The sequence below is a fragment of the Providencia rettgeri genome (assembly GCF_041075285.1).
In the GTDB taxonomy this organism is placed as follows: Bacteria; Pseudomonadota; Gammaproteobacteria; order Enterobacterales; family Enterobacteriaceae; genus Providencia; species Providencia rettgeri_G.
In genome coordinates, this window is sequence record NZ_CP163512.1 from 2,419,977 (window position 1) to 2,444,254 (window position 24,278).

At 39.7% G+C, this 24,278-nt stretch carries 25 protein-coding genes and 1 pseudogene; 13 read left to right on the forward strand and 13 right to left on the reverse strand.

Annotated elements, in window-relative coordinates; translation table 11 throughout:
* Positions 1–485: 485 nt before the first annotated feature.
* From bioD to bioB, 4 genes are read right to left on the reverse strand one after another with little or no spacing between them, the layout of a single operon-like run.
* The gene (gene bioD, locus AB6N04_RS10925) at positions 486–1,160 is read right to left on the reverse strand and encodes a dethiobiotin synthase (protein ID WP_369308333.1); all 675 of its coding nucleotides are present in this window, start codon (positions 1,158–1,160) and stop codon (positions 486–488) included.
* Entirely contained in the window at positions 1,153–1,938 is a 786-nt protein-coding gene (gene bioC, locus AB6N04_RS10930) for a malonyl-ACP O-methyltransferase BioC (RefSeq protein WP_369308334.1), read from the reverse strand. The genes bioD and bioC overlap by 8 nt, the downstream gene beginning before the upstream one ends.
* Entirely contained in the window at positions 1,916–3,073 is a 1,158-nt protein-coding gene (gene bioF / locus AB6N04_RS10935) for an 8-amino-7-oxononanoate synthase (protein WP_369312073.1), read from the reverse strand. Before bioF ends, bioC begins: the two co-directional genes overlap by 23 nt.
* Complete coding sequence (bioB, locus tag AB6N04_RS10940) at positions 3,073–4,110, reverse strand: biotin synthase BioB (protein ID WP_369308335.1); 1,038 nt, start codon at positions 4,108–4,110, stop codon at positions 3,073–3,075. Before bioB ends, bioF begins: the two co-directional genes overlap by 1 nt.
* A 93-nt stretch (positions 4,111–4,203) precedes the next feature.
* On the opposite strand from bioB, the gene bioA reads away from it, so the two are divergent.
* Both bioA and AB6N04_RS10950 read left to right on the forward strand, forming a co-directional pair.
* Complete coding sequence (gene bioA / locus AB6N04_RS10945) at positions 4,204–5,472, forward strand: adenosylmethionine--8-amino-7-oxononanoate transaminase (protein ID WP_369308336.1); 1,269 nt, start codon at positions 4,204–4,206, stop codon at positions 5,470–5,472.
* 269 nt (positions 5,473–5,741) lie between these two features.
* Positions 5,742–5,960, forward strand: a pseudogene (locus AB6N04_RS10950) (IS5/IS1182 family transposase); the annotation flags it as partial.
* Between the two features lie 211 nt (positions 5,961–6,171).
* Here AB6N04_RS10950 and AB6N04_RS10955 read toward each other — a convergent pair.
* Genes AB6N04_RS10955 through AB6N04_RS10965 form a run of 3 tightly spaced genes read right to left on the reverse strand, consistent with a single transcriptional unit; the run spans position 6,172 to position 8,557 of the window.
* Positions 6,172–6,660 (reverse strand): DUF6392 family protein, encoded by a 489-nt coding sequence (locus AB6N04_RS10955; RefSeq protein WP_369308337.1) that lies wholly within the window; start codon positions 6,658–6,660, stop codon positions 6,172–6,174.
* Positions 6,657–7,166, reverse strand: coding sequence for a DUF6392 family protein (locus AB6N04_RS10960; RefSeq protein WP_369308338.1), 510 nt, complete (start codon positions 7,164–7,166; stop codon positions 6,657–6,659). Before AB6N04_RS10960 ends, AB6N04_RS10955 begins: the two co-directional genes overlap by 4 nt.
* Entirely contained in the window at positions 7,163–8,557 is a 1,395-nt protein-coding gene (locus AB6N04_RS10965) for an S-type pyocin domain-containing protein (RefSeq protein ID WP_369308339.1), read from the reverse strand. Before AB6N04_RS10965 ends, AB6N04_RS10960 begins: the two co-directional genes overlap by 4 nt.
* 369 nt (positions 8,558–8,926) lie before the next feature.
* Between AB6N04_RS10965 and AB6N04_RS10970 the strand changes: the two genes are divergently transcribed.
* Positions 8,927–9,253 (forward strand): transposase, encoded by a 327-nt coding sequence (locus AB6N04_RS10970; protein ID WP_369312075.1) that lies wholly within the window; start codon positions 8,927–8,929, stop codon positions 9,251–9,253.
* A gap of 87 nt (positions 9,254–9,340) precedes the next feature.
* On the opposite strand, the gene pgl is transcribed toward AB6N04_RS10970, so the two are convergent.
* A complete protein-coding gene (gene pgl, locus AB6N04_RS10975) occupies positions 9,341–10,327 on the reverse strand; it encodes a 6-phosphogluconolactonase (RefSeq protein ID WP_369308340.1) in 987 nt (328 codons plus the stop codon).
* 243 nt (positions 10,328–10,570) lie between these two features.
* Here pgl and AB6N04_RS10980 point away from each other — a divergent pair, with 243 nt between their 5' ends.
* The 5 genes from AB6N04_RS10980 to AB6N04_RS11000 all read left to right on the forward strand — a co-directional run bounded on the left by AB6N04_RS10980 (position 10,571) and on the right by AB6N04_RS11000 (position 14,648).
* The gene (locus AB6N04_RS10980) at positions 10,571–11,389 is read left to right on the forward strand and encodes a pyridoxal phosphatase (protein ID WP_369308341.1); all 819 of its coding nucleotides are present in this window, start codon (positions 10,571–10,573) and stop codon (positions 11,387–11,389) included.
* A 159-nt stretch (positions 11,390–11,548) separates the two neighbouring features.
* Positions 11,549–12,586 (forward strand): hypothetical protein, encoded by a 1,038-nt coding sequence (locus tag AB6N04_RS10985; RefSeq protein ID WP_369308342.1) that lies wholly within the window; start codon positions 11,549–11,551, stop codon positions 12,584–12,586.
* Positions 12,586–13,161, forward strand: coding sequence for a LemA family protein (locus AB6N04_RS10990; protein WP_369308344.1), 576 nt, complete (start codon positions 12,586–12,588; stop codon positions 13,159–13,161). The genes AB6N04_RS10985 and AB6N04_RS10990 overlap by 1 nt, the downstream gene beginning before the upstream one ends.
* An 84-nt stretch (positions 13,162–13,245) precedes the next feature.
* Positions 13,246–14,253, forward strand: coding sequence for a hypothetical protein (locus AB6N04_RS10995; RefSeq protein WP_369308345.1), 1,008 nt, complete (start codon positions 13,246–13,248; stop codon positions 14,251–14,253).
* Between the two features lie 20 nt (positions 14,254–14,273).
* On the forward strand, positions 14,274–14,648 hold the full coding sequence (locus AB6N04_RS11000; RefSeq protein ID WP_369308346.1) for a hypothetical protein: 375 nt from the start codon (positions 14,274–14,276) through the stop codon (positions 14,646–14,648).
* 89 nt (positions 14,649–14,737) lie between these two features.
* Here AB6N04_RS11000 and modC read toward each other — a convergent pair whose 3' ends face one another.
* Genes modC through modA form a run of 3 tightly spaced genes read right to left on the reverse strand, consistent with a single transcriptional unit; the run spans position 14,738 to position 17,304 of the window.
* Complete coding sequence (gene modC / locus AB6N04_RS11005; protein ID WP_369308347.1) at positions 14,738–15,805, reverse strand: molybdenum ABC transporter ATP-binding protein ModC; 1,068 nt, start codon at positions 15,803–15,805, stop codon at positions 14,738–14,740.
* A 1-nt stretch (position 15,806) separates the two neighbouring features.
* Complete coding sequence (gene modB / locus AB6N04_RS11010; protein WP_369308348.1) at positions 15,807–16,496, reverse strand: molybdate ABC transporter permease subunit; 690 nt, start codon at positions 16,494–16,496, stop codon at positions 15,807–15,809.
* 25 nt (positions 16,497–16,521) lie between these two features.
* On the reverse strand, positions 16,522–17,304 hold the full coding sequence (modA, locus tag AB6N04_RS11015; RefSeq protein ID WP_369312077.1) for a molybdate ABC transporter substrate-binding protein: 783 nt from the start codon (positions 17,302–17,304) through the stop codon (positions 16,522–16,524).
* Between the two features lie 283 nt (positions 17,305–17,587).
* Between modA and AB6N04_RS11020 the strand changes: the two genes are divergently transcribed.
* On the forward strand, positions 17,588–18,619 hold the full coding sequence (locus tag AB6N04_RS11020) for an ElaD/SseL family deubiquitinase (protein WP_369308349.1): 1,032 nt from the start codon (positions 17,588–17,590) through the stop codon (positions 18,617–18,619).
* A gap of 87 nt (positions 18,620–18,706) precedes the next feature.
* Here the strand turns inward: AB6N04_RS11020 and AB6N04_RS11025 are convergent, their stop codons facing one another.
* Positions 18,707–18,856: an AcrZ family multidrug efflux pump-associated protein gene (locus AB6N04_RS11025; RefSeq protein WP_369308350.1), complete on the reverse strand. Its 150-nt coding sequence runs from the start codon at positions 18,854–18,856 to the stop codon at positions 18,707–18,709.
* A gap of 230 nt (positions 18,857–19,086) precedes the next feature.
* Between AB6N04_RS11025 and modE the strand changes: the two genes are divergently transcribed.
* The 3 genes from modE (at position 19,087) to gpmA (ending at position 22,569) form a co-directional block, all read left to right on the forward strand.
* Positions 19,087–19,875 carry a molybdenum-dependent transcriptional regulator gene (modE, locus tag AB6N04_RS11030; RefSeq protein WP_369308351.1) on the forward strand — a complete coding sequence of 263 codons (789 nt, stop codon included), beginning with the start codon at positions 19,087–19,089 and terminating at the stop codon, positions 19,873–19,875.
* 139 nt (positions 19,876–20,014) lie between these two features.
* Positions 20,015–21,490, forward strand: coding sequence for a molybdate ABC transporter ATP-binding protein ModF (modF, locus tag AB6N04_RS11035; protein WP_369308352.1), 1,476 nt, complete (start codon positions 20,015–20,017; stop codon positions 21,488–21,490).
* A gap of 326 nt (positions 21,491–21,816) precedes the next feature.
* The gene (gene gpmA / locus AB6N04_RS11040) at positions 21,817–22,569 is read left to right on the forward strand and encodes a 2,3-diphosphoglycerate-dependent phosphoglycerate mutase (RefSeq protein ID WP_369308353.1); all 753 of its coding nucleotides are present in this window, start codon (positions 21,817–21,819) and stop codon (positions 22,567–22,569) included.
* An 88-nt stretch (positions 22,570–22,657) separates the two neighbouring features.
* Here gpmA and AB6N04_RS11045 read toward each other — a convergent pair whose 3' ends face one another.
* Positions 22,658–23,344, reverse strand: a complete 687-nt coding sequence (locus AB6N04_RS11045; RefSeq protein ID WP_369308354.1) for an outer membrane protein — start codon at positions 23,342–23,344, stop codon at positions 22,658–22,660.
* A 193-nt stretch (positions 23,345–23,537) separates the two neighbouring features.
* Here AB6N04_RS11045 and AB6N04_RS11050 point away from each other — a divergent pair, with 193 nt between their 5' ends.
* Entirely contained in the window at positions 23,538–24,278 is a 741-nt protein-coding gene (locus tag AB6N04_RS11050) for a hypothetical protein (protein ID WP_369308355.1), read from the forward strand.

Genomic DNA, 24,278 nt, shown 5'->3' on the forward strand with positions numbered 1-24,278 from the left:
TTATATTTTATGCTTTTGGTTTTTATTGCTCTATCGCAAATGCAAATTGAAGTCTTGATTTTATTTAACTAATTGTATTTAAACAAAATTAATTTAAAGTCCAGAATCACATCAAATAAAGGCAAAGCCGCTTACCGCCTAGCATAGAAGTTGTTTTATAACGTTAATACACAAGGTTATCCACAGAAATAGTGGATAACTCTTGAAGCCCTTAGGGCTCATGCTTTCTCGCCATAGGCAAAATTTGTTAGACGTAAACTAAATGACAAAATAATGGCAGTTATATGAAAAAATTTTTACGTAGTATCTGTTAGAAAAAAGGGATTTTATCTTTTTTAATAGGATCAAGAGGCAATTTTTAGGGGAAAACTTGACAAAAAAACAGTTGCGAACATTAAACAAGATCAACATGACATTTAACAATTGATCGTTTTATTTAAGAAGAGTAATGGGCTTTAACAACGGTGTTAAGCCCTTTATTGACCTCACAATAAGTTAAGATCTAAATATCGCCCTAACGTGGATAGATCAAGTTGGGGCTGATAAGGCAAGATCCCCAAGCAAGGGGAACTGATCATACGTTTAAGTGTCGAAAGATACTCCCTTTGATAAGGTCCTGGAGCTTCAACTTCGTTGGCAATCCAACCAACAACGGATAAGCCCGCGGTCTTGATAGCCTCTAAGGTTAACAATGCGTGATTAATACAACCTAATTTTACACCGACCACCAAAATCACAGGGAGCTGCTGTTCAATCACCCAATCTGCATACGTTTTTTCGCTGGATAATGGAGTGTACCATCCACCAGCCCCTTCGACTAAAACCCAATCTGCTTGTTTTTGAATATATATTAAACCTTGATTAATAACCGAAAAATCAATTGGAAGCCCCATTTTTTCGCTAATAATATGCGGTGAGGTCGGTGCTTCAAATACGATGGGATTTATCACTGAATAAGGTCGTTTTACACGGCTATTGGCTTGCAAAAGCAAGGCATCACTGTTACGTAAACCTTCTGGGGTCTGCTCGCTACCGGAAGCGACAGGTTTATAACCGATAGTATTAAATCCTTGTAAATTAGCGGCTTGCAATAAGGCACAACTCGCTACTGTTTTTCCTACTTCCGTATCTGTTCCTGTCACAAAATAGGTTTTAGTCACGGTAAATTACTCCAAATACTGTTTGATAGGTTAACGAGAGCCCTTGTTGCGTTCTTGGATACACTGATGCTAAGTGTTGAAGACGTTTGCGAGTCATCAAGCCTGTTTGACGCCCTGCGGTTAAGTGAGTTGCCCCAATTCCTTTTAGTGAATTTAACAAGCTAATTAAATCAGGAAAATACAGCGTATCTTGCTGAAAAGACAATTCATGGCACCAGGTTTGACAACTGGCAGTAATGTTTTGTGAGCTTAAAAAGGTATTCACATGAGAGTATCCATCAATTGATTGCCAAGCTTTAGAAAGCTCATTAAGTGAATGCTCTGCCAGCGTTGTAAAAACAATCACGCCGCCTTGCTTTGTTACACGGTATAACTCACTTAATGCACCGTGAAAGCTTTCGCACCATTGAATAGATAAATTGGAAAAAACCACATCAAACTGTGCTGAATTAACCGGGATCGATTCCATATCTGCGCACACATATTCATCGGCGGCATCTTTATTCCTTGCAACATCTAACATCCCCATAGACAGATCTAATGCAGTAACAATGTGGCCTTGGTCTTTCAGTCGTTGACTAAAAAAACCCGTCCCACATCCTGCATCCAATACCCTCAAGGGTGCTATGATTTGCTGAGTGTTAAGAATAGATTTCAATCTATTCAGTAGTTGCACTCCTGTCCCTTGTTGGTAGTTTGCAATAGCATCGTAGCCTGTCGCTGCTCGCCCAAATGCTGCCGCAATTTTTTGTTTGTCATGACATATTGTCGACGTCATGCAAAGCCTCCAACAGTTTATCAAGATCTGATTGTTGATGTGCAGCGCTTAAAGTGATCCGAAGGCGAGCCGTTCCTGGCGGAACAGTCGGCGGTCGGATCCCTTGCACCCAGATCCCTTTTTGACGTAATAATGATGCTGCCTGTTGGCACGCTTGATTGTCACCAATAATTAAGGGCTGAATAGCGGTCTTTGAGTCCGCTAATTTCATTTGGTTAAAGCTGGCATTTTCTCGTAAGTATTCAATATGGGAGTTAAGAATTTCACGCGGTTTATCTGCCAATTTAATTTGCTTCACGGCTTCTGATAAAGCGACCGCCTGCGCTGGTGGCATGGATGTGCTATAAATCAAATGGCGCGCCCACTGAACAAAAAATTCAGCCGTTTGCTCATCACAAAGTACCGCTGCTCCGCTCAAGCCAAATGCTTTACCAAATGTGACGACTAAAATTTCGGGTTTGATGCCATACGCCGAACAGCTCCCGCGCCCTTGATCACCACAAATACCAATACCATGGGCATCGTCCACCATTAACCACGCACCGTGCTTTTTGGCGATATCATGCAACGTATCAAGGGGGGCACAATCCCCATCCATACTAAAAACCCCCTCGCTAATCACAAGGGTTTTCCCTGACACTGGCTTTTTAATAAAATGTTCAAGAGATAACGTGTTGTTATGATGAAACCGTCTTAGTTGAGCCCCTGAATGCATCGAAGCTTCTATAAGGGATGCATGGCTGAGCTTATCGGCTAAAATGCGGTCATTCTGTGTCATTAACGCCGTCACCACAGCATGGTTTGCCGCAAAACCCGAAATAAATAGCAGTGCTTTTGGGTAGCCCAGCCACTGTGCTAATGCAATTTCAAGTTCCGCATGGGCTTGTGTGTACCCTGTAATATGCCCTGAGCCACCACTGCCCACACCATAGATAGCGGCGCCGTGCTGCCACGCAGCAATGATCTCAGGATGGTGAGATAATCCTAAATAATCATTAGAGGAAAAATTCAGATATTTCTTTCCATTTTGATACAATTCACGACCATTCGCCCTCTCAATACATTGGCGTTGACGCCAGATTGAGGCGCGTTTGCGCTGCTCAATCTGCTCTTGTAGGAATATTTGCCAACTCATCATACAGCTGCGTTATAGAATTGCGCGTTATCCGCAGTTAATAATGTTTCTGCTAATTTAGCAGCTTGTAAATTATCCCCTTCATTGGTATCAATTCGCTCTGGATTAATATCCAGTTTTCGAAATAACGCCAAATCCTTATTTTCATCTGGATTGGGTGTCGTTAATAACTTACATCCATAGAAAACTGAGTTTGCTCCCGCCATAAAACAGAGTGCTTGAGTTTGCTCGTTCATATATTCACGACCAGCCGATAAACGCACATATGAGGTTGGCATCATAATACGAGCAACTGCAATGGTACGAATAAAATCAAAAGCATCAACATCTTCATTATCTGCCATTGGTGTGCCTTCAACTTTCATTAACATATTAATTGGTACACTCTCTGGTGGTTTTGGTAAATTGGCTAATTGCACCAGTAAAGCCGCACGATCGCTGACTTTTTCACCTAAACCTAAAATGCCGCCTGAGCAGACCTTAATCCCTGCGTCACGTACATTTTCCAAAGTATCCAAACGATCTTGATATGTTCTTGTGGTAATAATATTGCCGTAAAATTCAGGGGAGGTATCAAGGTTATGATTGTAATAATCTAAGCCTGCCTCAGCGAGGCGCTGAGCTTGGGAATTATCAATCATTCCCAAGGTCATGCAGGTCTCCATCCCAAGGGATTTCACCTCTTTAACCATCATTTCAAGGTAAGGCATATCACGCTCTTTTGGGTTACGCCATGCCGCGCCCATACAAAAACGAGTTGATCCTGCCTGCTTGGCTTTTTTCGCTGATTCAATGACTTGCTGAACTTCCATCAAACGTTCAGTTTCTAAACCTGTTTTATAGCGAGCGCTTTGCGCACAATATTTACAATCTTCGGGGCATGCCCCTGTTTTGATAGATAACAAGGTGCTGACTTGCACTTGTTGCGGATCAAAATGTTGGCGATGAATTTGCTGTGCCTGAAATAACAATTCAAAAAAAGGCATTGAAAACAGTTCATTAGCTTGTTTTATTGTCCACTGTTTTAATGTATTCATGGAGACGCTCCAGTTGAAAAAATTGTTGCCAGTTTAAATATTGTGGTTATCATGTCAACCAAAATGATCTAAAAAAGTTTACGATGGATAATCATGAATAGTCACGATATTGCTTTTGATAGCCTACATATTTGGCACCCTTACACTTCAATGAGTCACCCTATTCCAGCCTACCCAATCGTTGCGGCACATGGGGTTGAGCTAGAAATGGCAGATGGAAAAAAATTGATTGATGGGATGGCCTCTTGGTGGTCAGCAATTCATGGTTATAATCATCCTGTACTCAACCAAGCTGCCACAAAACAGATAAGCCAGATGTCCCATGTGATGTTTGGCGGAATCACTCACCCACCAGCAGTAAATTTATGCAGACAGCTAGTGACCATAACGCCAGAGCCGCTAGAGTGTGTGTTTTTGGCTGATTCTGGGTCTGTTGCAGTTGAAGTTGCGCTAAAAATGGCGTTGCAATACTGGCAAGCGAGAGGGGAAAAGCGCCAGCGAATTTTAACATTACGCCATGGATATCATGGGGATACCTTTGGTGCGATGGCCGTTTGTGATCCTGATAACTCGATGCATAGCCTGTACAAAGGCTATTTGCCACCACATATTTTTGTCGATGCCCCACAGTGTGGCTTTTATGATGAATGGGAACCCGATGATCTTGCACCATTACGCCATGAATTAGCGAAAACTCACAACGAAATTGCGGCGATCATCTTAGAACCGATCGTTCAAGGTGCGGGGGGAATGCGTATCTATCATCCTGAATATTTAAAAGGTGTGCGCCAGTTGTGTGATGAATACGGTATCTTGCTGATTGCCGATGAAATCGCCACAGGGTTTGGACGCACAGGAAAGCTGTTTGCATGCCATCACGCCAATATATCACCGGATATTATGTGCTTAGGAAAGGCATTAACTGGTGGATATATGACGCTTTCCGCAACAATCACAACTCGCCATGTTGCAGAAACCATTAGTAATGGTGAAGCGGGCTGTTTTATGCATGGTCCAACCTTTATGGGTAACCCCCTAGCCTGTGCTGTCGCTGATGCCAGTTTAACCTTATTACTCAATAGCCCTTGGCAACAAACTATTGCCAATATTGAACAACAACTAAAAGCCGAATTGGTGCCTTTAGCTTCTCACTCCGCTGTTGCTGACGTGCGTGTTCTTGGTGCAATTGGCGTGATTGAAATGAAGCAATCTGTCAATACCGCCGCTTTACAAAAGGTGTTTGTGGAAAATGGCGTGTGGGTACGCCCATTTGGTAAGTTAATTTATATTATGCCTCCGTATATCATCACCCCAGAGCAACTTACTAAAGTCACCGCTACCATGGCCAAAGTCTTAGGATGATCAGCCAAATAAAATTAACCATTTGTTTTAAAAAGATTTTCAAACAGATAATCTCCTAAATAATTTGAGTTATAGCAAGGCTGGTAAGTGAAACTAAGCCCTAGGGACTGTTGATCTTTGTAGGTTTTTTGAACGGCATGGTGATGTTGTATAATGATTTCGCCAAAATACAAACACAACAGAAATCACCATGCCAAGAACAATGTTAACAGAAAAACAGTGGACTACGCTATGCCAACTCATGAGATAGAGCTTATTTATCAGAGGTAAAGGGTTCTACCTCAATGATCCCAAGGCGAAAAGTGAATCTTTTAAGCAATGATCATATGGATTGGGAGCTTTATAAAATCCGACATTTTGTTGAAAATGCATTTGCTCGGATTAAACATTTTATAGCCATATCAAGTCGATATGACAAATTGGCAAGAAATTACTCATCGATGGTCGCACTGTCATTGATTATGATGTGGTTATCAAAACACCGATGAGCAATTTTCACACAAAGTTCAACAGCCCCAGAGATTTCTTGAATTGCACCGTCAAAAGAAGCTCAACCTAACCAGAAGTAACATGCTTAGCTAAAGGAACAAGCTAAGGAGCCATGACCCAATAACCGATCATGGAGAGAAGCAAAGACAAGAAGAGGTTATCGCTTCGCTCCGTTTTGATTAATACCACATTGGGACATTAGGGTTTTATTTATTTCAGTTTTAATTCCAAACGGTCATACAGGAAAAAAGTTACACTCTTAACATTTACCGTTTTATAACCATAACGCATTGATAATGCTATTTTCTTATCAGAACCAGGAAGTGTCATAAAAAACACGCTAATCTTTCCAAAATTAATCCCCATAACAGTCTGTTCAGGTTCACTAACTAGAGGAGCTCCTAAGTATTCCTGTAACCAATATTCCGTCATCACTTGCTGTAACCCAAAGGGAATTTCATTCGGAAACTTCCACTGATTTCGCATGTCATCCGGAATCACAGTTATAGTGATTTCTCTTAGCCTTTTAGAGGGGTTATCAAAAGATAAAAACACATACTCTTTTTTCATATCTAACGTGACAACATCATCCCCTGAGTTCCCTTGAGGCTTAGTTTTATAAGGGATCAGTCCATCATTATAAAGTTCATCATAGGTATCCCCTAAACGTTGCACTAACGCTTCAATATTCACACTCATTTGTAATGATTTACTCTCCAGCGTTTTTCCAAACTATCTAACAACTCAAAAGTAACCTCTTGAGCAAACGTTTTCATCCTAGGATGAAAACTCACAATCATAGCTATATTTTCGATAGATAGTGTCGTAATACTTAACTTAAAAACTTCTGTTTTTCCTATAGGAATGCCTAAAATAACATCTTCCGGTGCTTGCCTTATTGGATTTCCTATATGTTCATACAACCAACGATCTGTCATTGTTTGTTGTAAACCAAAAGGTATTTTATTCGGGAAAACCCACTGATTTCTTACATTATCAGGTATCAGCGTCATAGTAATTTGTGATAACTTTTTCGACGGATTATCAAATGCTAAAAAAGTATATTCCTTATTCATTCTAAGGGTTAATACATCATCCCCAGAATTCCCTTGAGGCTTAGTTTTGTAAGGGATCAGCCCATCGTTATAAAGTTCATCATAGGTATTCCCTAAACGTTGCACTAACGCTTCAATATTCACACTCATTTGTATAATCCTTTCGCTTCGTTTAGCTCATGAATTTTGTCTAATTTTTCATTCAGTAATTTGCTATCGTAACCTTCATTCTCTAAGCATTCTCGGTTGGCTTCCCAATTACGTTCGACCGCCTCCCGTAAATTTTTAGCATCCAACTCTTTTCGTGGTAACAATGTACCATCATTGAGCACAATCTTACTGTTATTGCGACCACCATAGGTCTCACTACATTTCTGATGAACATCTTTAGGAATAGCAATTGAAGCTACCTGATTCACTATTTTGTCTAATTGAGTTTCCGTTAATGCTGGATATTTGTTTTTTAAATACAATCTAACGGCTGCTTTAGATGGTATATGATCTATTTCATATAATCCTTCTCGAGAACGCCCTTTAAAATTCTCGTAATAATCCACCTCCAAATCATCTACAGGCTCTTTTTGAAAAAAAACATAAATAGCCGGTACTTCACCCAGCGGATCGACTATCACGTAATCATTAAAATCCGTTTCATGAAGAGGAAGCGATTCAATCCAACCCGTTGATTGCTCTGGCATCGGAAACGTTTCAATCCAGCCCTTTGATGGTTCGAGTATTGGGTTAGGTAAACTCCAGATTTTTTGAGGCTCAGGAAGCGGTGTCGGCGGAAGATAATCCCCAACTCCGCCACCATCATGAATAACCGCTCCTCGCAGCCCATTATCGAGGCTAAATTTTACCACCTGAAAGGCTAAGTCCGGATTTTTAGCCACATCCTGAGCGGTATAATCGTTATACTCCGCCGTATTATTTTGAGTATTCCAAATAAATTGGCCTTTAAAATCCGGATCAGAAAACGTCACTGAACCATCCTCATGACGCTCAGCAAAACGGACTCGAACTCTGTCTAACCCACTGTGTTCGTCCACAGCATATCCGACGATTTTTGGGTTTCCACTTTTTTCGTCCTCAATCACCCGAAAACGAACACGGGTTGTGACGGTGCTTTTTGCCGCAGCGATTTCTCTTAGAAACGCTTCCGACGTATAGTCATAGGTCGATACGGTTGAGGCAGAACGAGAAAAACCGCCCACAATCGTTCTCTTCTCGAATGGACGCCCGATAACAATGCGATCTAGCGTCGAATCTCCGACGCTCGGCGAATAAAACACCCCCATTAATGCGACGGTTAGCGGATTAGGCGCTTTAACCAACTGAGATAATAGGCTGATATCTTTTGAGAGCGTTGAAGAGGCAGGCTTCGGTATAGATGGGACTGAAATAGATTGTGCTGGCGCAAAAGATAATGCCCTAGGCTCCATAAAAAAACGTAATTTTGGTACCTTAACATAAACCGTCGTTGTTGACGTTCCTGTATTTGTTCGGCTTGTTGCACTTCCAATGTAATTATTTTCTGGCATCCTACCATCTCCGGATAAAAACAATCACACAACATTACCTTATCTTAAATTTTATTTCCCTATTTTTTCATTCCTTAAATATCAGGTTCCCATAATCCCTATCATGTAAATAGTATTTGTCCCCCGCATCACTGAAAATAATGCATACTCCAATTTGACCCTAAGGGCTATTGATCTTTGTGTTTTTTTAACGGCATGATGATGCTGCATAATCTGTTTCGCCAAAAACTCACCATGTAACTGATCACCAGCAGCGAGCTGTGTTAACAGGAAAACAGTGGGCTATGACTCATGAGAAACGCGGAATGTGTCTATAACAAGAACGAACACTGAATGACTTTTGAAGGCATATCCTGTTAATTTTGAGCTATCTGGGTTTATGCAAAAGAATTGGTCGCAAACAGCTCTGCCAGTGACTTTACAATCGCAGATAAAGGATACGATAGCGATAAATTTAGGGCTTATATATCGGATGTAAAAGGTTCTATCTCAATGATCCCAAGGCGAAAAGTGAATCTTTTAAACAATGTTCATATGGATTGGGAGCTTTATAAAATTCGACATTATGTTGAAAATGCCTTTGCAAGGATTAAACATTTTAGAGCCATATCAAGTCGATATGACAAATTAGCGAGAAATGACTCATCGATGGTAGCCCTTTCATTAATCATGATGTGGATACCAAAATACCGATGAGTTATTTTTACACAAATATAAACACCCCCTAGTCACATACACAAGTATATAACTAGGGTTAGTCAGCGTAGCTAACGCAGCTGCAGCTTAAAGGATGAAAGATATGACCCACATAGGGCCTTTACCTACTGAATAACGCCCCACCTCTGTTAACTTCCCAGTGATCCTATCGATCTCTGACACCGAAATATGGTCTGATTTTTGCCCGCTAGAAATTAAAAATCGCCCTGTTGCGTCTATATTAAAACCTCTTGGGTGTACTTCAGTTGGATAACGTGCCTCTAACGTGAGCTCGCAACCATCATCAGAGATAATATAGTGGCTGATATAACTTTCAGAGCGCTCGCTGGCATATAAATGGCGGCCATCTGGTGTCACATGAATATCTGCTGCCCAACGTTGGCTTTTATTACCCTCTGGGTAATTTGCCACTGTTTGCATCGTGCGATAACGGGTAAATTTACGGTAAACACCAATAGTTGAGTCCAGTTCATTCACACAATAAATCACTTTCTGCGTAGGATGGAATGCCAAGTGACGAGGACCTGAATTTGGTGCTGTCGTGATTTGGTCTGCCGTTGCTTCCGTTAAATAGCCATTTTCCTGTAGATCAAACAAGCGGATATGGTCTTCCCCTAAACAAGGAACCCACAGCTGCTGGTTATCAACATCAACGTGGGAGGAGTGCGGGTTACGTAGGCCTTCAATCACTTGAACAACGCGATCGGGAACCCCCTCTTCATTCATCGTTAATACAGCCAAGTTATGCTGATGGTATGAAGGGACAAACAAGTATTTTCCAGTGTTATCAAGGGATAAATGAACAGGTGTCCCCGGCACCGACGTTTCAGCTTTTAAGCGTAATGTTCCTTTCGCTTCAATATCATAAGTCACCACACGGAAATTAGGGCGAACCCCAATATAAAGGTGCTTTTTATCATGGCTTAGCACCATTGGTTGCACCTGCCCCGGTGTTTTCACAGTTTGCAGAAGTGTTAACTCCCCGACTTCATTCATTAACCACACGTGAATTTGCTGACTTTCGGGACTTGCAATATAAACAACCTGTTCCATCCTGACTCCTTAATTCATGATAAAAATGCTAAGCCGCATCGATAACCTAAATATATTAGGTCACTATACCCTATATTATTTAAATTACTGCTAGTAATTAAAAGGCAATATCATTATCGATTTAAATTAACAGGCTGAAACTAAAACGGTTCAGTTCGTTACTATTATCAGCTATGATGATAAAATAACCTCACTCCTATAGCTCACCTATAGGTCACTTCTAAAATCACGTGGAGCCGTTTTATGTCATACCGCGTTATTGCGCTCGATCTCGATGGAACACTGCTTGATCATCAAAAGAAGATCTTGCCTGAATCGTTAGCTGTCCTGCAAGAAGCCCGCCGCCAAGGTGTTAAGGTGATCATTGTGACGGGTCGCCACCATGTGGCTATTCACCCTTTTTATCAGGCCCTTGATCTGGATACCCCTGCTATTTGTTGTAACGGTACCTACCTGTATGACTATCTAGGGAAAAAGGTACTCAAATCAAACCCAATGACCCTCGATTCCGCCACTCAAATGATTAATAAGTTACGTGGCACCGATATCCAACACTTAATGTACGTGGACAATGCGATGTTATATAACGCCAAAACTGAAGGCGTCCAACGCACATTAAATTGGGCTGAATCATTACCCGTTGCACAACGTCCAACCCTTGAATTTGTTGAAGACTATGCGGATGTTATGCACAACTATGATTCAATTTGGAAATTTGCGGTTAGTTCACAAAACACAGAACAACTGCACCAAGTCGTCCATGAAATCGAAAATGATTTTGGTTTAGATTGTGAATGGTCTTGGGCAGATCAGGTAGATATTGGGCGTAAAGGTAATAGCAAAGGCCAACGTTTAAAAGAGTGGGTTGAATCTCAAGGCATGACAATGGAAAACGTTGTTGCTTTTGGGGATAATTTTAACGATTTAAGCATGCTAACAACCGCAGGCCTCGGCGTTGCGATGGGCAATGCGGTTGATGAAATCAAACAGCAAGCTAAACTGGTTACACGTGTAAATACTGAGCCGGGTATTGCTGAAGTTATCCGTAAATATGTTTTATAAAGAATGACTGCGTACTGACATCCACAGATATAAGAACTGCCAATAGTTCTTATATCTGCTGACGTTATAAGTTTAGTAAATAACAACATGAATTTTAAATGGTTTACTTTATTAATTGAATTGTAGATAATCGAAAAATATAAAATTATCGATTATTAAATGATGCTATCCCATAACTCTGCCGTTTCTAACATAACTAAAAAAATAACTGCCATAGTGAATTCAGCTAATAGTAAAGAAGAATTCAATCGTGCGCTAAAATTATCTACCGATTTTGGTCAGCCTTTAAAATATAATAATGCAAACTTGTATATTACCGCCTGTTCTGCGCTAATTATCTGTCTATTCGCTATAGCCTTAGGCTACCAATCAACAAATGGCGGCCCATGGGATAACATCTTTATCTGTGTTATTGCGGTCAGTCTCGTTGTTACACTTATATCACTTGGAATTTGTTTATTTAGAAAATCAAAAATACAAAAAATAAGTAACCAAATTTATACAGGGATTGCCTTATTGGATTACGGTATTAACCCTCTCCCACGATACAATGGCAGAGTTAATCAATTATTGGATGATTTTTTAGAATTTGATAGAGGGAATTACTCAAGAAAAATCATGTATGAATACGAAACATTTCCCGAATCTGAGACTCAATTTAATTTCTATCGTTTTGAATATGTAGATAAAATAGAAAAAGAAGAAACCACATCAGACAGTAAAGGTAATACGACAACCAGAACTGTCACTCACTATGAACACTACTATCGTTACGGGTTAATTACTGATTATCACCTTTTTAGCAATATTGCTGTTATCTCAAATGGAGCCGTTCCTTTTCGTACCAAATATCAACCTGCATCAATGGAATTGAGCAAATATTTTAAGTTTGGTGCAGAAAGCGAATTAGAGCTGGCTAAGTGGTTAAAACCTACTATCGTTGAAATATTGTTAGATGCTAGACAAATTTTTAAAAATTTAAATATTGAAATTAATCATGATGGTATCATGTGTATCAGTTTTTCAACAGATGACGTAATCAAAACCAAACATCAATATAATTTAGAGAATATTGATGACTTTAAGACTGAACTACAAACCGAAAACAAGCTACCTAAGTTAAAACAGCTTATCGACTTTTATAAACGTATTATTAAATATACAGATAACAATTTTTCCAATAAGGATGTGATTTAATGAGTGGTTTTTTAGTTTTTTTTGCGGTTATTGCCGGGCTTATTCTCACTATTATTTTAATTAATAACAGTATTATCCAGAAACATAACCGAGTACGCCAAGCTTGGGCTGACGTTATCACTCAAGAGCGCCAAAAAACGCAGATTATTCCCAAAATTGAATCACTGGTAAAAGATCATAAAGACTATGAGTCCTCCATTTTAGCGAGCATTACCGAAATGCGTAGCGCAGCATCTAAGCTTGGTAGCCATGCAGAAAATGTTAGCCAAACTGAGTTAAAATCGTTTCAGGATAACTTCCAAACTGCACTAAAAGGCTTCAATGCCGTTGTCGAAAATTACCCTGATTTAAAATCGATAGGTCTCTATCGTGATTTAGCCCATGAAATTTCTGAACAGGAAGATAACATAGGGGCAGCTATTCGCATTTATAATAGCAACGTAGCAACCTTCAACACATCTATTGAAGTTTTTCCAAATAGTCTCATCAACAACCTGATGACCAAAAGAAATCCAGCTCAACCTTTTGACCATCAACAGTCTGCTAACGATATTGGCTTTACCCCAACATTTTAATCATATATAGAAAGGCACTTGTTTAGATATTAATAACGAGTGCCTCTAAACCTATACAGTTTTCACACGAAAATTTCAATAAACATGTTTAAAAACAATACGATTGTCTACCAAGTACTGAATAAAGTTAAACAGAAACTAAACCACGCTACGAGCTATAACGATCTTACTGAAGCCGTTTTTATTGCTAAATCAGCAGGACGAAAACTGGTATATAATAATTTTATCTTCGTTATTATTTGTACAATAACATTTGTACTCGCTTTAATCCATTGGTCAGACTCGAATAATAACACAGGATTTCAGTGGGTTAGTCAAGATGGTATTATTGTGGCTAGTTTAATCGCTATAGGATCATTATCTTTACTGATTATTTTTGGTCGTAATAGTTCGGTCACTATGCTTAGTCACGATATCTATCAAATGTGGGGGTTTCTTGATAACAACATTCAATATTCACCTATCGAAAATGGTCCTGTGAGCTCGATGTTAGTTCATTTTGAGCAATTTAAACGTGGCAATTATTCTCGAAAGATCATTAAAGAGTATCAAAGTACGCCTAATGTTAAACACCCTTTTTATTTTTACAAGTTTGAATTTGTCGACACAGAGTTAACTTACAGAAATAAAACAGTCAAAACTAAGAAAGTATACTATTACCGCTATGGATTAATTTTTGATTTTAAATACCATAAAAATATCTATATCATCAGCGATGGTAATATTCCTCATCCATTAAATTACAGCGTTTCATCGTCAAATTTTAATCAAAAATTTTCACTTGGCGGTATAGATGAGCACCAAGTCGCAAAATTCTTGAAACCTATCGTTGTTGAAGCAATTATGAAAGCCAGTGATCAACTTGATAACCTTAATATCGAAATTAATGATAGTGGTATGCTGTGTATTTCATATAGCCATTCAGGGCTGTTATATCAGTTCCCCAAGTATGATCTTAACTCAGCCGATCAATTTTTGGCTGAACTGAACCAAACAGAACCTAAATTTCCGAGTATCAGTGAAGCAATTCGCTTGTACACATTAATTTTAAAATACTCCGATAATAATTTTACCACCCCCTCAAATCTATAATTTATTTTGAAAGGATTCATATGCGTAATACTGGAAACTGGCTATCTCGACCATGGAATGAAGGAAAGTTAAAGCGGATAAATTTTCTACTCTATTACTTATTTTGTGATTTTATGCTGTACGCGCTCACTCCCCCTTTTTTTGGTCATGGTAACCCAGCGATCCCCGTGATTGCCATTGCCATTTTCAGTTTGTACATCAACGCATTGATTAATGTACAAAGGTTACGAGATATGGGGGTTAAGCAGGCAAAATTGATTGGTATTTCCTTACAAGTGATTTTTTCCTCAATCACATATATCTCTGCATATCACTTAAATATTTTAATTTTTTTTATTAACTTTGTTGCTAGCTTTATATTTTTCCTCGTTTTATTACTCTTTCCTTCACGCTAATAGCACTAACTAAGGGCCACAAAAAGCACCCTCTCTTTTTATGGCCCTTTGTGGTAACTTTACGCAACTTATTCACATAGCAAGAAATACTACAGCTGACGACTTAATGAAACGCTTTTCACCTGCGCATACACCTTACGACCTTTACGGATCGACAGCTCATCTCTTGCCCAACGTGTAATTCTCGCCCATAAATAGTGTTTATCGCCCAAGTCCAATTTGACATCAATTTGCTCACCATCCTCAATCCATTCAACAACTTCCGCTGAAAGAATATTGCGAATACTGCTGACTTGTGGTTTTTCTAGCACAAGTGAAACATCAGAGGCATCAACGCGGATGCGTAATCCCGCACCTTGTGAGCTATCCACCCGAGGGATCCATAACTTTTGCCCACCAACAATCACCGCTGTCATGTCATAATCGGGATGCTGGCTGTGAACCGTGGCACTGATGACGCTACTCAACGTCTCTTTTTGCAGCCAAGGGCGTAATGCGCTACTTGCCCACACATCTTCAAGTGGACCGAACGCTTTGACTTTCCCTGCGGCCATAACAATCACTTTATCGGCCAAACGCAAAATTTCATCTAAGCTATGGCTAACATAGAGAATGGGAATTTTGACATCTTGAGACAACCTTTCTAAGTAAGGCAATAACTCGCGTTTACGTGGTAAATCTAAAGATGCCAGCGGCTCGTCCATCAATAAAATTTCAGGCGCTGTTAACAAAGCACGACCGATAGCAACACGTTGCTTTTCCCCCCCCGATAGCGTTATTGGGTAACGGTTAAGCAATTGTTCAATACCTAATAATTCAACAATATCGTCAAAACGAGCCTTCATGACAGGGGACATGCCATAACGCAAATTGTTTTTGACACGATAATGGGGAAATAACCGAGCATCTTGGAATACATAACCAATATGGCGCTGTTCTGGTGGCAAGCAAATGTTCTTTTCGATATCCACTAACGTGCGCCCATTTAACACAATGCGGCCTTTATTTGGCTTTGTTAATCCGCCAATCACGTTAATTAACGATGTTTTCCCTGCGCCCGATAAGCCAAAAACGGCAGTAATACTTTCTGTCGGTAACTGAGTGTTCACTTCCAATTGCAAGTCCCCTAACTTTTGGGAAAAGTCGAGTTCTAACATGCTAGGCTACTCCCAAACGTTTTTTGCCCCAACGTGTTAACCACTCTGAAATCAATAATGAAATCAAGGCTAAAACAATGGCAATAATACACAAACGGGCTGCATCAACTTCAGCGCCTGGCGTCTCAATCAGTGTGTACATGGCAAGAGGGATAGTTTGCGTTTCACCTGGGATATTGGAGACGAAGGTAATGGTTGCGCCAAATTCCCCCAATGAGCGAGCGAAAGCTAAAACAGTACCGACAATAATACCCGGTAAAGAGAGCGGAATGGTGATGGTAAAGAAAACGCGTAACGGCGTTGCCCCCAACGTTCTCGCGGCTTGTTCCAGTTTTCGGTCTACCGCTTCTAATGCTAAGCGAATTGCCCGCACCATTAATGGAAATGCCACAACCGCAGAAGCCAATGCCGCACCTCGCCAGCTAAATGTGAAGCTAAAACCAAACCAGTTATACAACCATTCACCAATAAAACCGCGTTTTCCCATGCTGATCAATAATAAGTACCCCACTACCACTGGTGGCAGCACCAGTGGTAGATGGATAATACTATCGAGCAGTGTTTTACCTGGAAAATTACAGCGAACTAACACCCAAGCCATTAAAATACCAAGAGGTAAGCTGAGGATCACCGCAACACTGGATACCTTAAGGCTCAGATAAATCGCTTCCCATTCATAAGGACTTAACATCTGCAACAAAACACTCTCTTAATATTTATTTAGTGCGAGGATCAAAACCGTAACGTTTAAACACCGCTGAAGCCGCTGGTGTTTTCAGATATTCGTAATAGTCACGAGTCGCTTTATTGTCTTGATCTTTCACGATTGCCATTGGATATTCAACAGGTTTATGTGAATCTGCTGGGAAAACGCCCACAACTTTCACTTTTTGGCTTGCGACAGCATCAGAACCATACACAATACCTAAAGGAGCTTCTTGGCGTTCAACTAGCGCCATACCGCTGCGGACGTTATTTGTACGCGCTAATAATGGGTCAACGGTTTCCCATGCACCTAGGTTACCTAATGCTTCTTTTGCATAAATACCCACAGGGACGTGGTCAGGATCACCCACTGCTAACCGACCGCCATCTAACAGCTTTTTCCAATCTGTTTGCTTATTAATTTCAACTTTATCGATTTTGGAATCTTTTGGTGCGATTAATACTAGCTCATTACCTAATAAGGTATAACGGGTATTTTCGACCATTAAATTTTTATCGATAGCGTAATCCATCCACTGCTGGTCGGCAGAGATAAACAGATTCGCCGGTGCACCTTGCTCAATTTGGCGTGCTAATGTTGAAGAGGATGCATAAGACGCCACGACTTCCACATTAGATTCTTTTTTATACTGTTCTGAAATTTCATTCAGCGCGTTAGTCAAAGAGGCCGCAGCAAAAACGGTAATTTTATCAGCGGCAAAGCTGTTACTTGCCATTGTTAACGTTAATGTTGCGCCAGCAAGAAGTGATACTAAACCTTTTTTCATTTTTATCCACCCTAGTATTAATTAACGCGCTATATATATCAGGATACATCGATAACTTAAAGTTAAACTGCATATAAAAGTGTGCTGGCTCAAGAAATGATGTAATTTTGGCTGCACCTTTTCGTCACAGGTTAAAAAAGGTAAATCCTTCTTACCGCTTATTCCATCGTTTTTGTATAGAAATAAACCTATTCCACTTGGTATTTTATCGGCACATTAAAGGCAAATTTTAACTTTTACAGTGAATTTGTGATTCTTCATGCTCCTCTTGCTGACAAAAGGATTGACCATGCGTATAACTCAACCCTCTTCAATACCACTTTCCCCCAACCAATTAAACAATCTATTAAATGGAAAAATAGATGATGACGGCTTAGCGTTACTGACACAATCCGCCTGCCAAGGCAGTCTTGATGATATTGATTTATTACATAATTTAGCTTTACGCCATGACGAGTTAGGTCAAAAAGCAGAAAGTATTTTATTTGATATTTTCAGTGGAAAAATAAAAAGTAAAAAAGGTATTGATAGCGAAATACAAAAAACCAGTGAAAGGTTGTATCAATTATCCGGTGACGGGAAAATCAAAAATTACCTTGATGATTCAAAACTAAAAGCCCCCTCTAAATTACTCTATATTGTTGGTTCAAAAATAGAAAAGCGTATTGATAAGCTTGATTTAACCCCATTATTTATCAAAGACGAACCAACAGGCTCAAGCCTTTGGGATCTGAACAGAATGCTCACAAGTGATGAACTTGATGCTGTAAATAAAGAGACTGGATCTTTGCCACTTAATGTGACGGTTAATTGTGCAATGGGACTTACCCAAAATGGCGATAATTTATTAGCAGAAATTATCGAAGAAAAAATAAACAGTGGCGCTAATTTGAACCAAATTGAATTATTCCCTATCAATGTTAATAACAACCATTGGATTTTATTTGCACTTTACCAAGCAAACTCACAACACACACCATTAAACAACGACATAAAATGTGTCATATTTAATTCATACTATAGTGTTAGTGACGATATTCGAAAAGACATAGCACTGGCGGCAGAAAAAGCAAATATCGCTGAAAAAAATATCACTTATATTGAAGGTAACATCCAACAATTTGTGCCCAATGGCTGCGGGCTATTTGTTCTTGAAGCAATAAAACGAATCACTGAAGCCCCTGAACAAGATCCAATAAAAAACCTCAACAAATTCCATATAAGTTTCGCTAAAAAAATCGAAGAAGAACAGGAACAATTTAATATTCAAAATCGTCGGCAATTGTTTTCACATTACTTTGATAACAAAAGTCGATTATGATGGGTCCATCGCTTAAGAGAAAAACCCCTTGATGGCCTTCGCCATCAAGGGGTCTATGATCAATTGGAACGGTAATATCGCTAAACGTTACTTGTTCTCAGTATGATGATGCGGAACATGCGCTTTAGACAGTAAGTTAAAGAATGCGCCTAACCCATAGATCAAGCCCATGATCAAAAACATCACGACAGGAACCATCATCAGAGCGAAACCTAAACTTTTAATAAGTTCTAACATAAAAAAGCCTCTTCAGTGATACTGTACCCACCAGCCTACAAGATACGCTGACGAGGAAAATTCGACTCTTAATACAACTATTATAAACCCATTGATTATAAATCAAATCAAAATAATAACGCATAATCGCGTTATAATGCAGACTATTTTAGACAAAATATTATACTAACGACATACTAAACGTGCTTTTTAGCTCTGTCACCACTAACCGAGCCGGAAGGGAGAAAAATATGCAGGCAGAAATCTTACTCACACTTAAATTGCAAGGCAGTTTATTTGCTGATCCACGCCGTATCGCACTACTCAAACAAATTAAAGCGACAGGCTCTATCAGTCAAGGTGCCAAGCTTGCAGGTATCAGTTATAAAAGTGCTTGGGATGCTATTAATGAAATGAACCAACTCACCGATGATATTCTGGTTGACCGCGCAACGGGGGGAAAAGGTGGCGGTGGTACGACATTAACCCATTACGGTGAGAGATTGCTTCAATTATATGATTTATTAGCACAAATTCAGCAAAAAGCCTTTGATGTTCTTAAAGAAGATAATTTACCCCTTGATAGCCTGCTTGCGGCCATTTCACGCTTTTCACTGCAAACTAGTGCACGTAATCAGTTTTTCGGCACACTGATTGCCCGTGACCATACACACGTCCAACAACATGTTCAAATTCGTTTAGCGGATAACAGTACGGTGATTAAGGCCGCACTTACTGAACAAAGCGCTAACCGTCTAGGTTTAGTTGAAGGTAAAGAAGTGCTCGCGTTAATTAAAGCACCATGGGTTAAGCTCAGCAAACAACCAAAACAAAGCGATTTTGATAACCACCTTGAAGGGAAAATCACCACGTTAGAACGAGGTAAAGATAATAGCGAAGTGATTGTCACGCTGACAGGTGGCGAAACACTCTGCTCAACCCTGCCAAATAGTGATGTTGATGCACAATCTTTGCAAGTTAACGACACGATCACCGCACTTTTCAATGCAGACCAAGTGATTGTTGCTACCTTGTGCTAAATAAATCGGCTTACTTACTTGAAAAAAGTAAGTAAGCATTCACCTTTTTTATCTCCACTCACATTCACTTATTGACTTTATCCGCAATCCTGATTATTCCTGTTAGACGACAAGGTAAATATTCATGATAAGGAAGCGAATGAGCTCAATAACAATACAACATAGCAGCTTTAAGCTCAGCGAAACACAAACGTTGGATATCCAGCAACTCACTATTAACAAGGGTGAAAGTTGGGCATTTATTGGTTCGAATGGCAGCGGTAAATCATCACTTGCTCGTGTTCTATCTAATGAGCTCAAACCACTCTCTGGTGTTGTCAAAAATACGTTTAACTCTCCCGTTCGCCTTTCGTTTGAGCAATTGCAAAAAATCATTAATGAAGAGTGGCAACGCAACAATACCGACCTTCTTAGTGATGGTGAAGAAGACACGGGCTATACCGCTGCTGAAATAATCCAGCTTAACCATAAAGACAATGAATATTGTTTAGAGCTCGCAACTAAATTTGGCATTCGTGATTTACTTTCTCGCCGTTTTAAATACCTTTCCACAGGAGAAACGCGTAAGGTATTGTTATGCCAAACATTAATGGGTAACCCTGACTTATTGATCTTAGATGAGCCCTTTGATGGCTTAGACGTCTATTCACGTAGCAACTTAAGCGAACTGCTCTACAGTTTATCTGAAAAAGGTCTAACGCTAGTTTTAGTGTTAAATCGCTTTGATGAACTTCCTGACTATATTGAAAATATGGGAGTGGTTGCCGATTGCAAATTGACGATGTCTGGTGACAGAGAGTCAGTACTTGCTAACTCGCTAATTAGCCAATTGCAGCACAGTGAAAAAATAAAGCAACTTTCAATTCCCGAAACAGAAGATCCAACGAACGATGAAAAGCTTGATGAAACAACACCGCGTATCATTTTAAAAAATGGTGTTATCAGTTATAACGACAAACCTATCCTCCATGGTCTAAACTGGCAAGTTAACCCGGGTGAACACTGGCAAATTATAGGTGAAAATGGTGCGGGTAAATCCACTTTATTAAGCTTAATCACTGGTGATCATCCACAAGGTTACAGCAATGATTTAACCTTATTTGGTCGTCGCCGAGGTAGCGGTGAAACCATTTGGGACATCAAACGCCATATTGGCTATGTGAGTAACAGTATTCACCAAGAATACCGGGTTGCAACCAGCGTATTAAATGTGATTATTTCCGGTTTCCATGACTCAATAGGTTTATACCAAACACCATCGGATCGCCAAATACAGTTAGCTTATGAATGGCTAGCACTGTTAGGATTCGATGCCAAAACCGCACAACACCCTTTCCATAGTCTTTCATGGGGCCAACAGCGATTAGTATTAATCGCTAGGGCGCTTGTCAAACACCCAGCGATGCTGATTTTGGACGAGCCACTACAAGGATTAGATGGTCTGAATCGATTACTCGTTTTACGTTTTATCGATGTGATGCTGAGTCAAGGCAACACTCAGTTGCTATTTGTTACCCATCATCAAGAGGATGCGCCTGCCTGTATTACTCACCGATTAACTTTCGTTCCTGAAAATGGCAAATATCGCTACGAAATTGAACAGGTTCGTACTTAGCCCACAAAACTATCAGCAATTTGGAAGCAATACCAAGTTGCTGATAACTTTCCCTGAAGTCGCCATAGAATTTGCTTGATGTCAGTCATGAGAATGTGTAAACAGTGATTTTATCGCTTGCTGTATCGATTCAATTCGAGTTAAATTTAGTGCATTGGCAAGATTTATCAACCTAGAGAACAAATCGCCTCTTCGAATAAGATTTGTTTTTCACATTGATTAGGGAGAAAACGCAAGTTGCTACTAGCGTTCAAGTTGACTATCCCTATAATGTAGGTCAGCAACAATTCATTTCTAATTAGAATGTACTGATAGGAGTTTTAGCTATGGCTGTAACTAAACTGGTTTTAGTAAGACACGGTGAAAGTGAGTGGAATAAAGAAAACCGCTTCACTGGTTGGACGGATGTTGAATTATCTGATAAAGGTCGCGATGAAGCAAAAGTTGCTGGCCAATTACTGAAAGATGAAGGCTTTGTCTTTGATTTTGCATACACTTCTGTTCTAAAGCGCGCTATCCATACCCTGTGGAACATTCTTGATCAAGTTGAACAACAATGGCTGCCAGTTGAAAAAAGCTGGAAACTGAATGAGCGTCACTACGGGGCTCTGCAAGGCTTAGACAAATCAGAAACAGCAGCAAAATACGGTGACGAGCAAGTTAAACTGTGGCGTCGCGGTTTCGCCATCACCCCACCAGAACTGACGAAAGACGATGAGCGCTATCCAGGTCACGATCCACGTTATGCAAAACTGTCAGAAAGCGAATTGCCCGTAACTGAAAGCTTAGCAACCACGATTGAACGTGTTGTTCCTTACTGGGAAGAAGTGATCAAACCACGCGTTGCAAGTGGTGAAAAAGTCATTATTGCTGCACATGGTAACTCACTACGCGCACTGGTAAAATATTTGGATAACATGGGTGAAGATGAAATTCTAAACCTGAACATTCCAACTGCGGTCCCCATGGTTTATGAGTTCGATGAGAACATGAAACCAATCAAACGCTACTACTTAGGTAACCAAGACGAAATCGCAGCAAAACAAGCCGCTGTTGCGAACCAAGGTAAAGCAAAGTAATTTATTCATTTTACCCTGTTAAAAAAGATTGAGTTTTTGGCTCAATCTTTTTTTATATCACCCATATGACTAGTAAACCATCAAAATATTAGAATAAGTATCTCACACCCAACATTACTTCTTGCGATTTCAGATGTGCTTTCATTTGCTCATCTTGCCGATGACGAATATTATCAAAATTATTCATACCACTTTCGATTTTACCTAGGTCGATGTAGCGATAGCCTAGATCCACATTTAATTTATCAATTGGCTCATAACTCACACCCGCCCCGATAGAATAAACAAGATTAGTATCTGTATTGCTTGCATATTGGCGCGATGTATTCCCCTGCCAGCCAGAAGATTTAATTTTAGCAACACCAAGACCTACAGTACCATACACTGAGATCCCTTGATAAACCTCATAGTCACGGTATGCATTAATCATTAAACGCTCTGCATCGACTTTGTGATGATTAAAGCTGGTACGAAAAATACTAGAACTACTGGTATATTCTGTTTTTTTCTTAAACGTATACTCAGCTTCAGTGCGCCAGCCATTGCCATATTGGTAACCCGCCGCGATTGCACCATGATAAAAATCTTCTTTCTCATCACCCGCAACAAATTGACCAATACCTGGACGACTACTGGTATCCATATTATCGGCTTTTTGCCATACTTTGGTCACTCTAGCTGCGCCGTAATACCCTTCATGACTTGTTGACGCTAAAGTTGTACTGGCCATACTCACCAGTGCAAAGCCAATTGAAATCGTAAAATATTTATTCATTCTCAGTATTATCCATAAATGTTATTGTAACGAATAGTTATCATTTCACTTATGTAACAATAAAGAAATACAAAAATATTGCTTAAGTCATTCTTATTTTTTGAATGAAAATAACTTACTATCTCTAGTGTCGAAAATAACAATAACCGATTATCATAGGGAAAATTAATTTAAGGATTGATAAAACATCGAAATGAATAAATTTAATATTTATGTCTGGGTTGGTTTGGTACTCAGCGCTAGTATATTAGGTTCACTTCTGTATATGATTAATGCGGGTGAACTTGTTATTGATGGCTCAAATGGTGCAGCAAACCATGAATTAATGAAAACATTGATGATTATTGCTTGTGCCAGTTTCCCAATCCAAATTGTAAGTATGATGGTGATGCCATATAAACCAAGGCTCGCGATTGGTCTCGCCATTGTCAGTAGCGTTGCATTGATGCCTATCACCATAGTATTTGCAATGGGGATGATTTTTTCTGCAACTCGCTGGCGCTACCGCCAATTAGACGTGTTTGATACTAGCCTCAATGTCAATTTTAGCGAAAAGGTTGAGTTTAATAAACGCAATAACCGCATTGTGGTGATTTCCCTTGGTATTATCAGTATTGCCTTTATTTTACTGAGCCAAAGTTTAGGGATGTTTTTATTTGTTTTAACGATTTTCCTTGGCTACTTTGGCAAAAAAGCAGGTGATACCGTTTATTTAGCAGTAAAAGACGCATACTTGTATATCCGCCCGAATATCTTTGCTTATTGCTACCGTATTCCATTAAAAGATGTGACTTACCTAAAAGGAGAAAAAGGCAAAGTTTTCTTTGATGTTCAAACCCCTGAAGGGCTTTTGCAATTAACCGCAACACCAGCAAATACAGCACCTGAAGAACAGGTAAATATTGAAAAATTATTAAGCCGAGTCCCAAAATAG

Excerpts from the sequence above, each read along its gene's own strand:
- AB6N04_RS10965 (WP_369308339.1), bottom strand. The coding sequence starts at position 8,557 with ATGCCAGAAAATAATTACATTGGAAGTGCAACAAGCCGAACAAATACA.
- AB6N04_RS10995 (WP_369308345.1), top strand. The coding sequence starts at position 13,246 with ATGTTTAAAAACAATACGATTGTCTACCAAGTACTGAATAAAGTTAAA.
- AB6N04_RS11000 (WP_369308346.1), top strand. The coding sequence starts at position 14,274 with ATGCGTAATACTGGAAACTGGCTATCTCGACCATGGAATGAAGGAAAG.
- AB6N04_RS11045 (WP_369308354.1), bottom strand. The coding sequence starts at position 23,344 with ATGAATAAATATTTTACGATTTCAATTGGCTTTGCACTGGTGAGTATG.
- modF (WP_369308352.1), top strand. The coding sequence starts at position 20,015 with ATGAGCTCAATAACAATACAACATAGCAGCTTTAAGCTCAGCGAAACA.
- pgl (WP_369308340.1), bottom strand. The coding sequence starts at position 10,327 with ATGGAACAGGTTGTTTATATTGCAAGTCCCGAAAGTCAGCAAATTCAC.
- bioF (WP_369312073.1), bottom strand. The coding sequence starts at position 3,073 with ATGAGTTGGCAAATATTCCTACAAGAGCAGATTGAGCAGCGCAAACGC.
- AB6N04_RS11020 (WP_369308349.1), top strand. The coding sequence starts at position 17,588 with ATGCGTATAACTCAACCCTCTTCAATACCACTTTCCCCCAACCAATTA.
- AB6N04_RS10955 (WP_369308337.1), bottom strand. The coding sequence starts at position 6,660 with ATGAGTGTGAATATTGAAGCGTTAGTGCAACGTTTAGGGGATACCTAT.
- AB6N04_RS11025 (WP_369308350.1), bottom strand. The coding sequence starts at position 18,856 with ATGTTAGAACTTATTAAAAGTTTAGGTTTCGCTCTGATGATGGTTCCT.
- modC (WP_369308347.1), bottom strand. The coding sequence starts at position 15,805 with ATGTTAGAACTCGACTTTTCCCAAAAGTTAGGGGACTTGCAATTGGAA.
- AB6N04_RS10985 (WP_369308342.1), top strand. The coding sequence starts at position 11,549 with ATGATGCTATCCCATAACTCTGCCGTTTCTAACATAACTAAAAAAATA.
- gpmA (WP_369308353.1), top strand. The coding sequence starts at position 21,817 with ATGGCTGTAACTAAACTGGTTTTAGTAAGACACGGTGAAAGTGAGTGG.
- bioA (WP_369308336.1), top strand. The coding sequence starts at position 4,204 with ATGAATAGTCACGATATTGCTTTTGATAGCCTACATATTTGGCACCCT.
- bioC (WP_369308334.1), bottom strand. The coding sequence starts at position 1,938 with ATGACGTCGACAATATGTCATGACAAACAAAAAATTGCGGCAGCATTT.
- bioB (WP_369308335.1), bottom strand. The coding sequence starts at position 4,110 with ATGAATACATTAAAACAGTGGACAATAAAACAAGCTAATGAACTGTTT.
- AB6N04_RS10980 (WP_369308341.1), top strand. The coding sequence starts at position 10,571 with ATGTCATACCGCGTTATTGCGCTCGATCTCGATGGAACACTGCTTGAT.
- modE (WP_369308351.1), top strand. The coding sequence starts at position 19,087 with ATGCAGGCAGAAATCTTACTCACACTTAAATTGCAAGGCAGTTTATTT.
- AB6N04_RS10990 (WP_369308344.1), top strand. The coding sequence starts at position 12,586 with ATGAGTGGTTTTTTAGTTTTTTTTGCGGTTATTGCCGGGCTTATTCTC.
- modB (WP_369308348.1), bottom strand. The coding sequence starts at position 16,496 with ATGTTAAGTCCTTATGAATGGGAAGCGATTTATCTGAGCCTTAAGGTA.
- AB6N04_RS11050 (WP_369308355.1), top strand. The coding sequence starts at position 23,538 with ATGAATAAATTTAATATTTATGTCTGGGTTGGTTTGGTACTCAGCGCT.
- AB6N04_RS10960 (WP_369308338.1), bottom strand. The coding sequence starts at position 7,166 with ATGAGTGTGAATATTGAAGCGTTAGTGCAACGTTTAGGGAATACCTAT.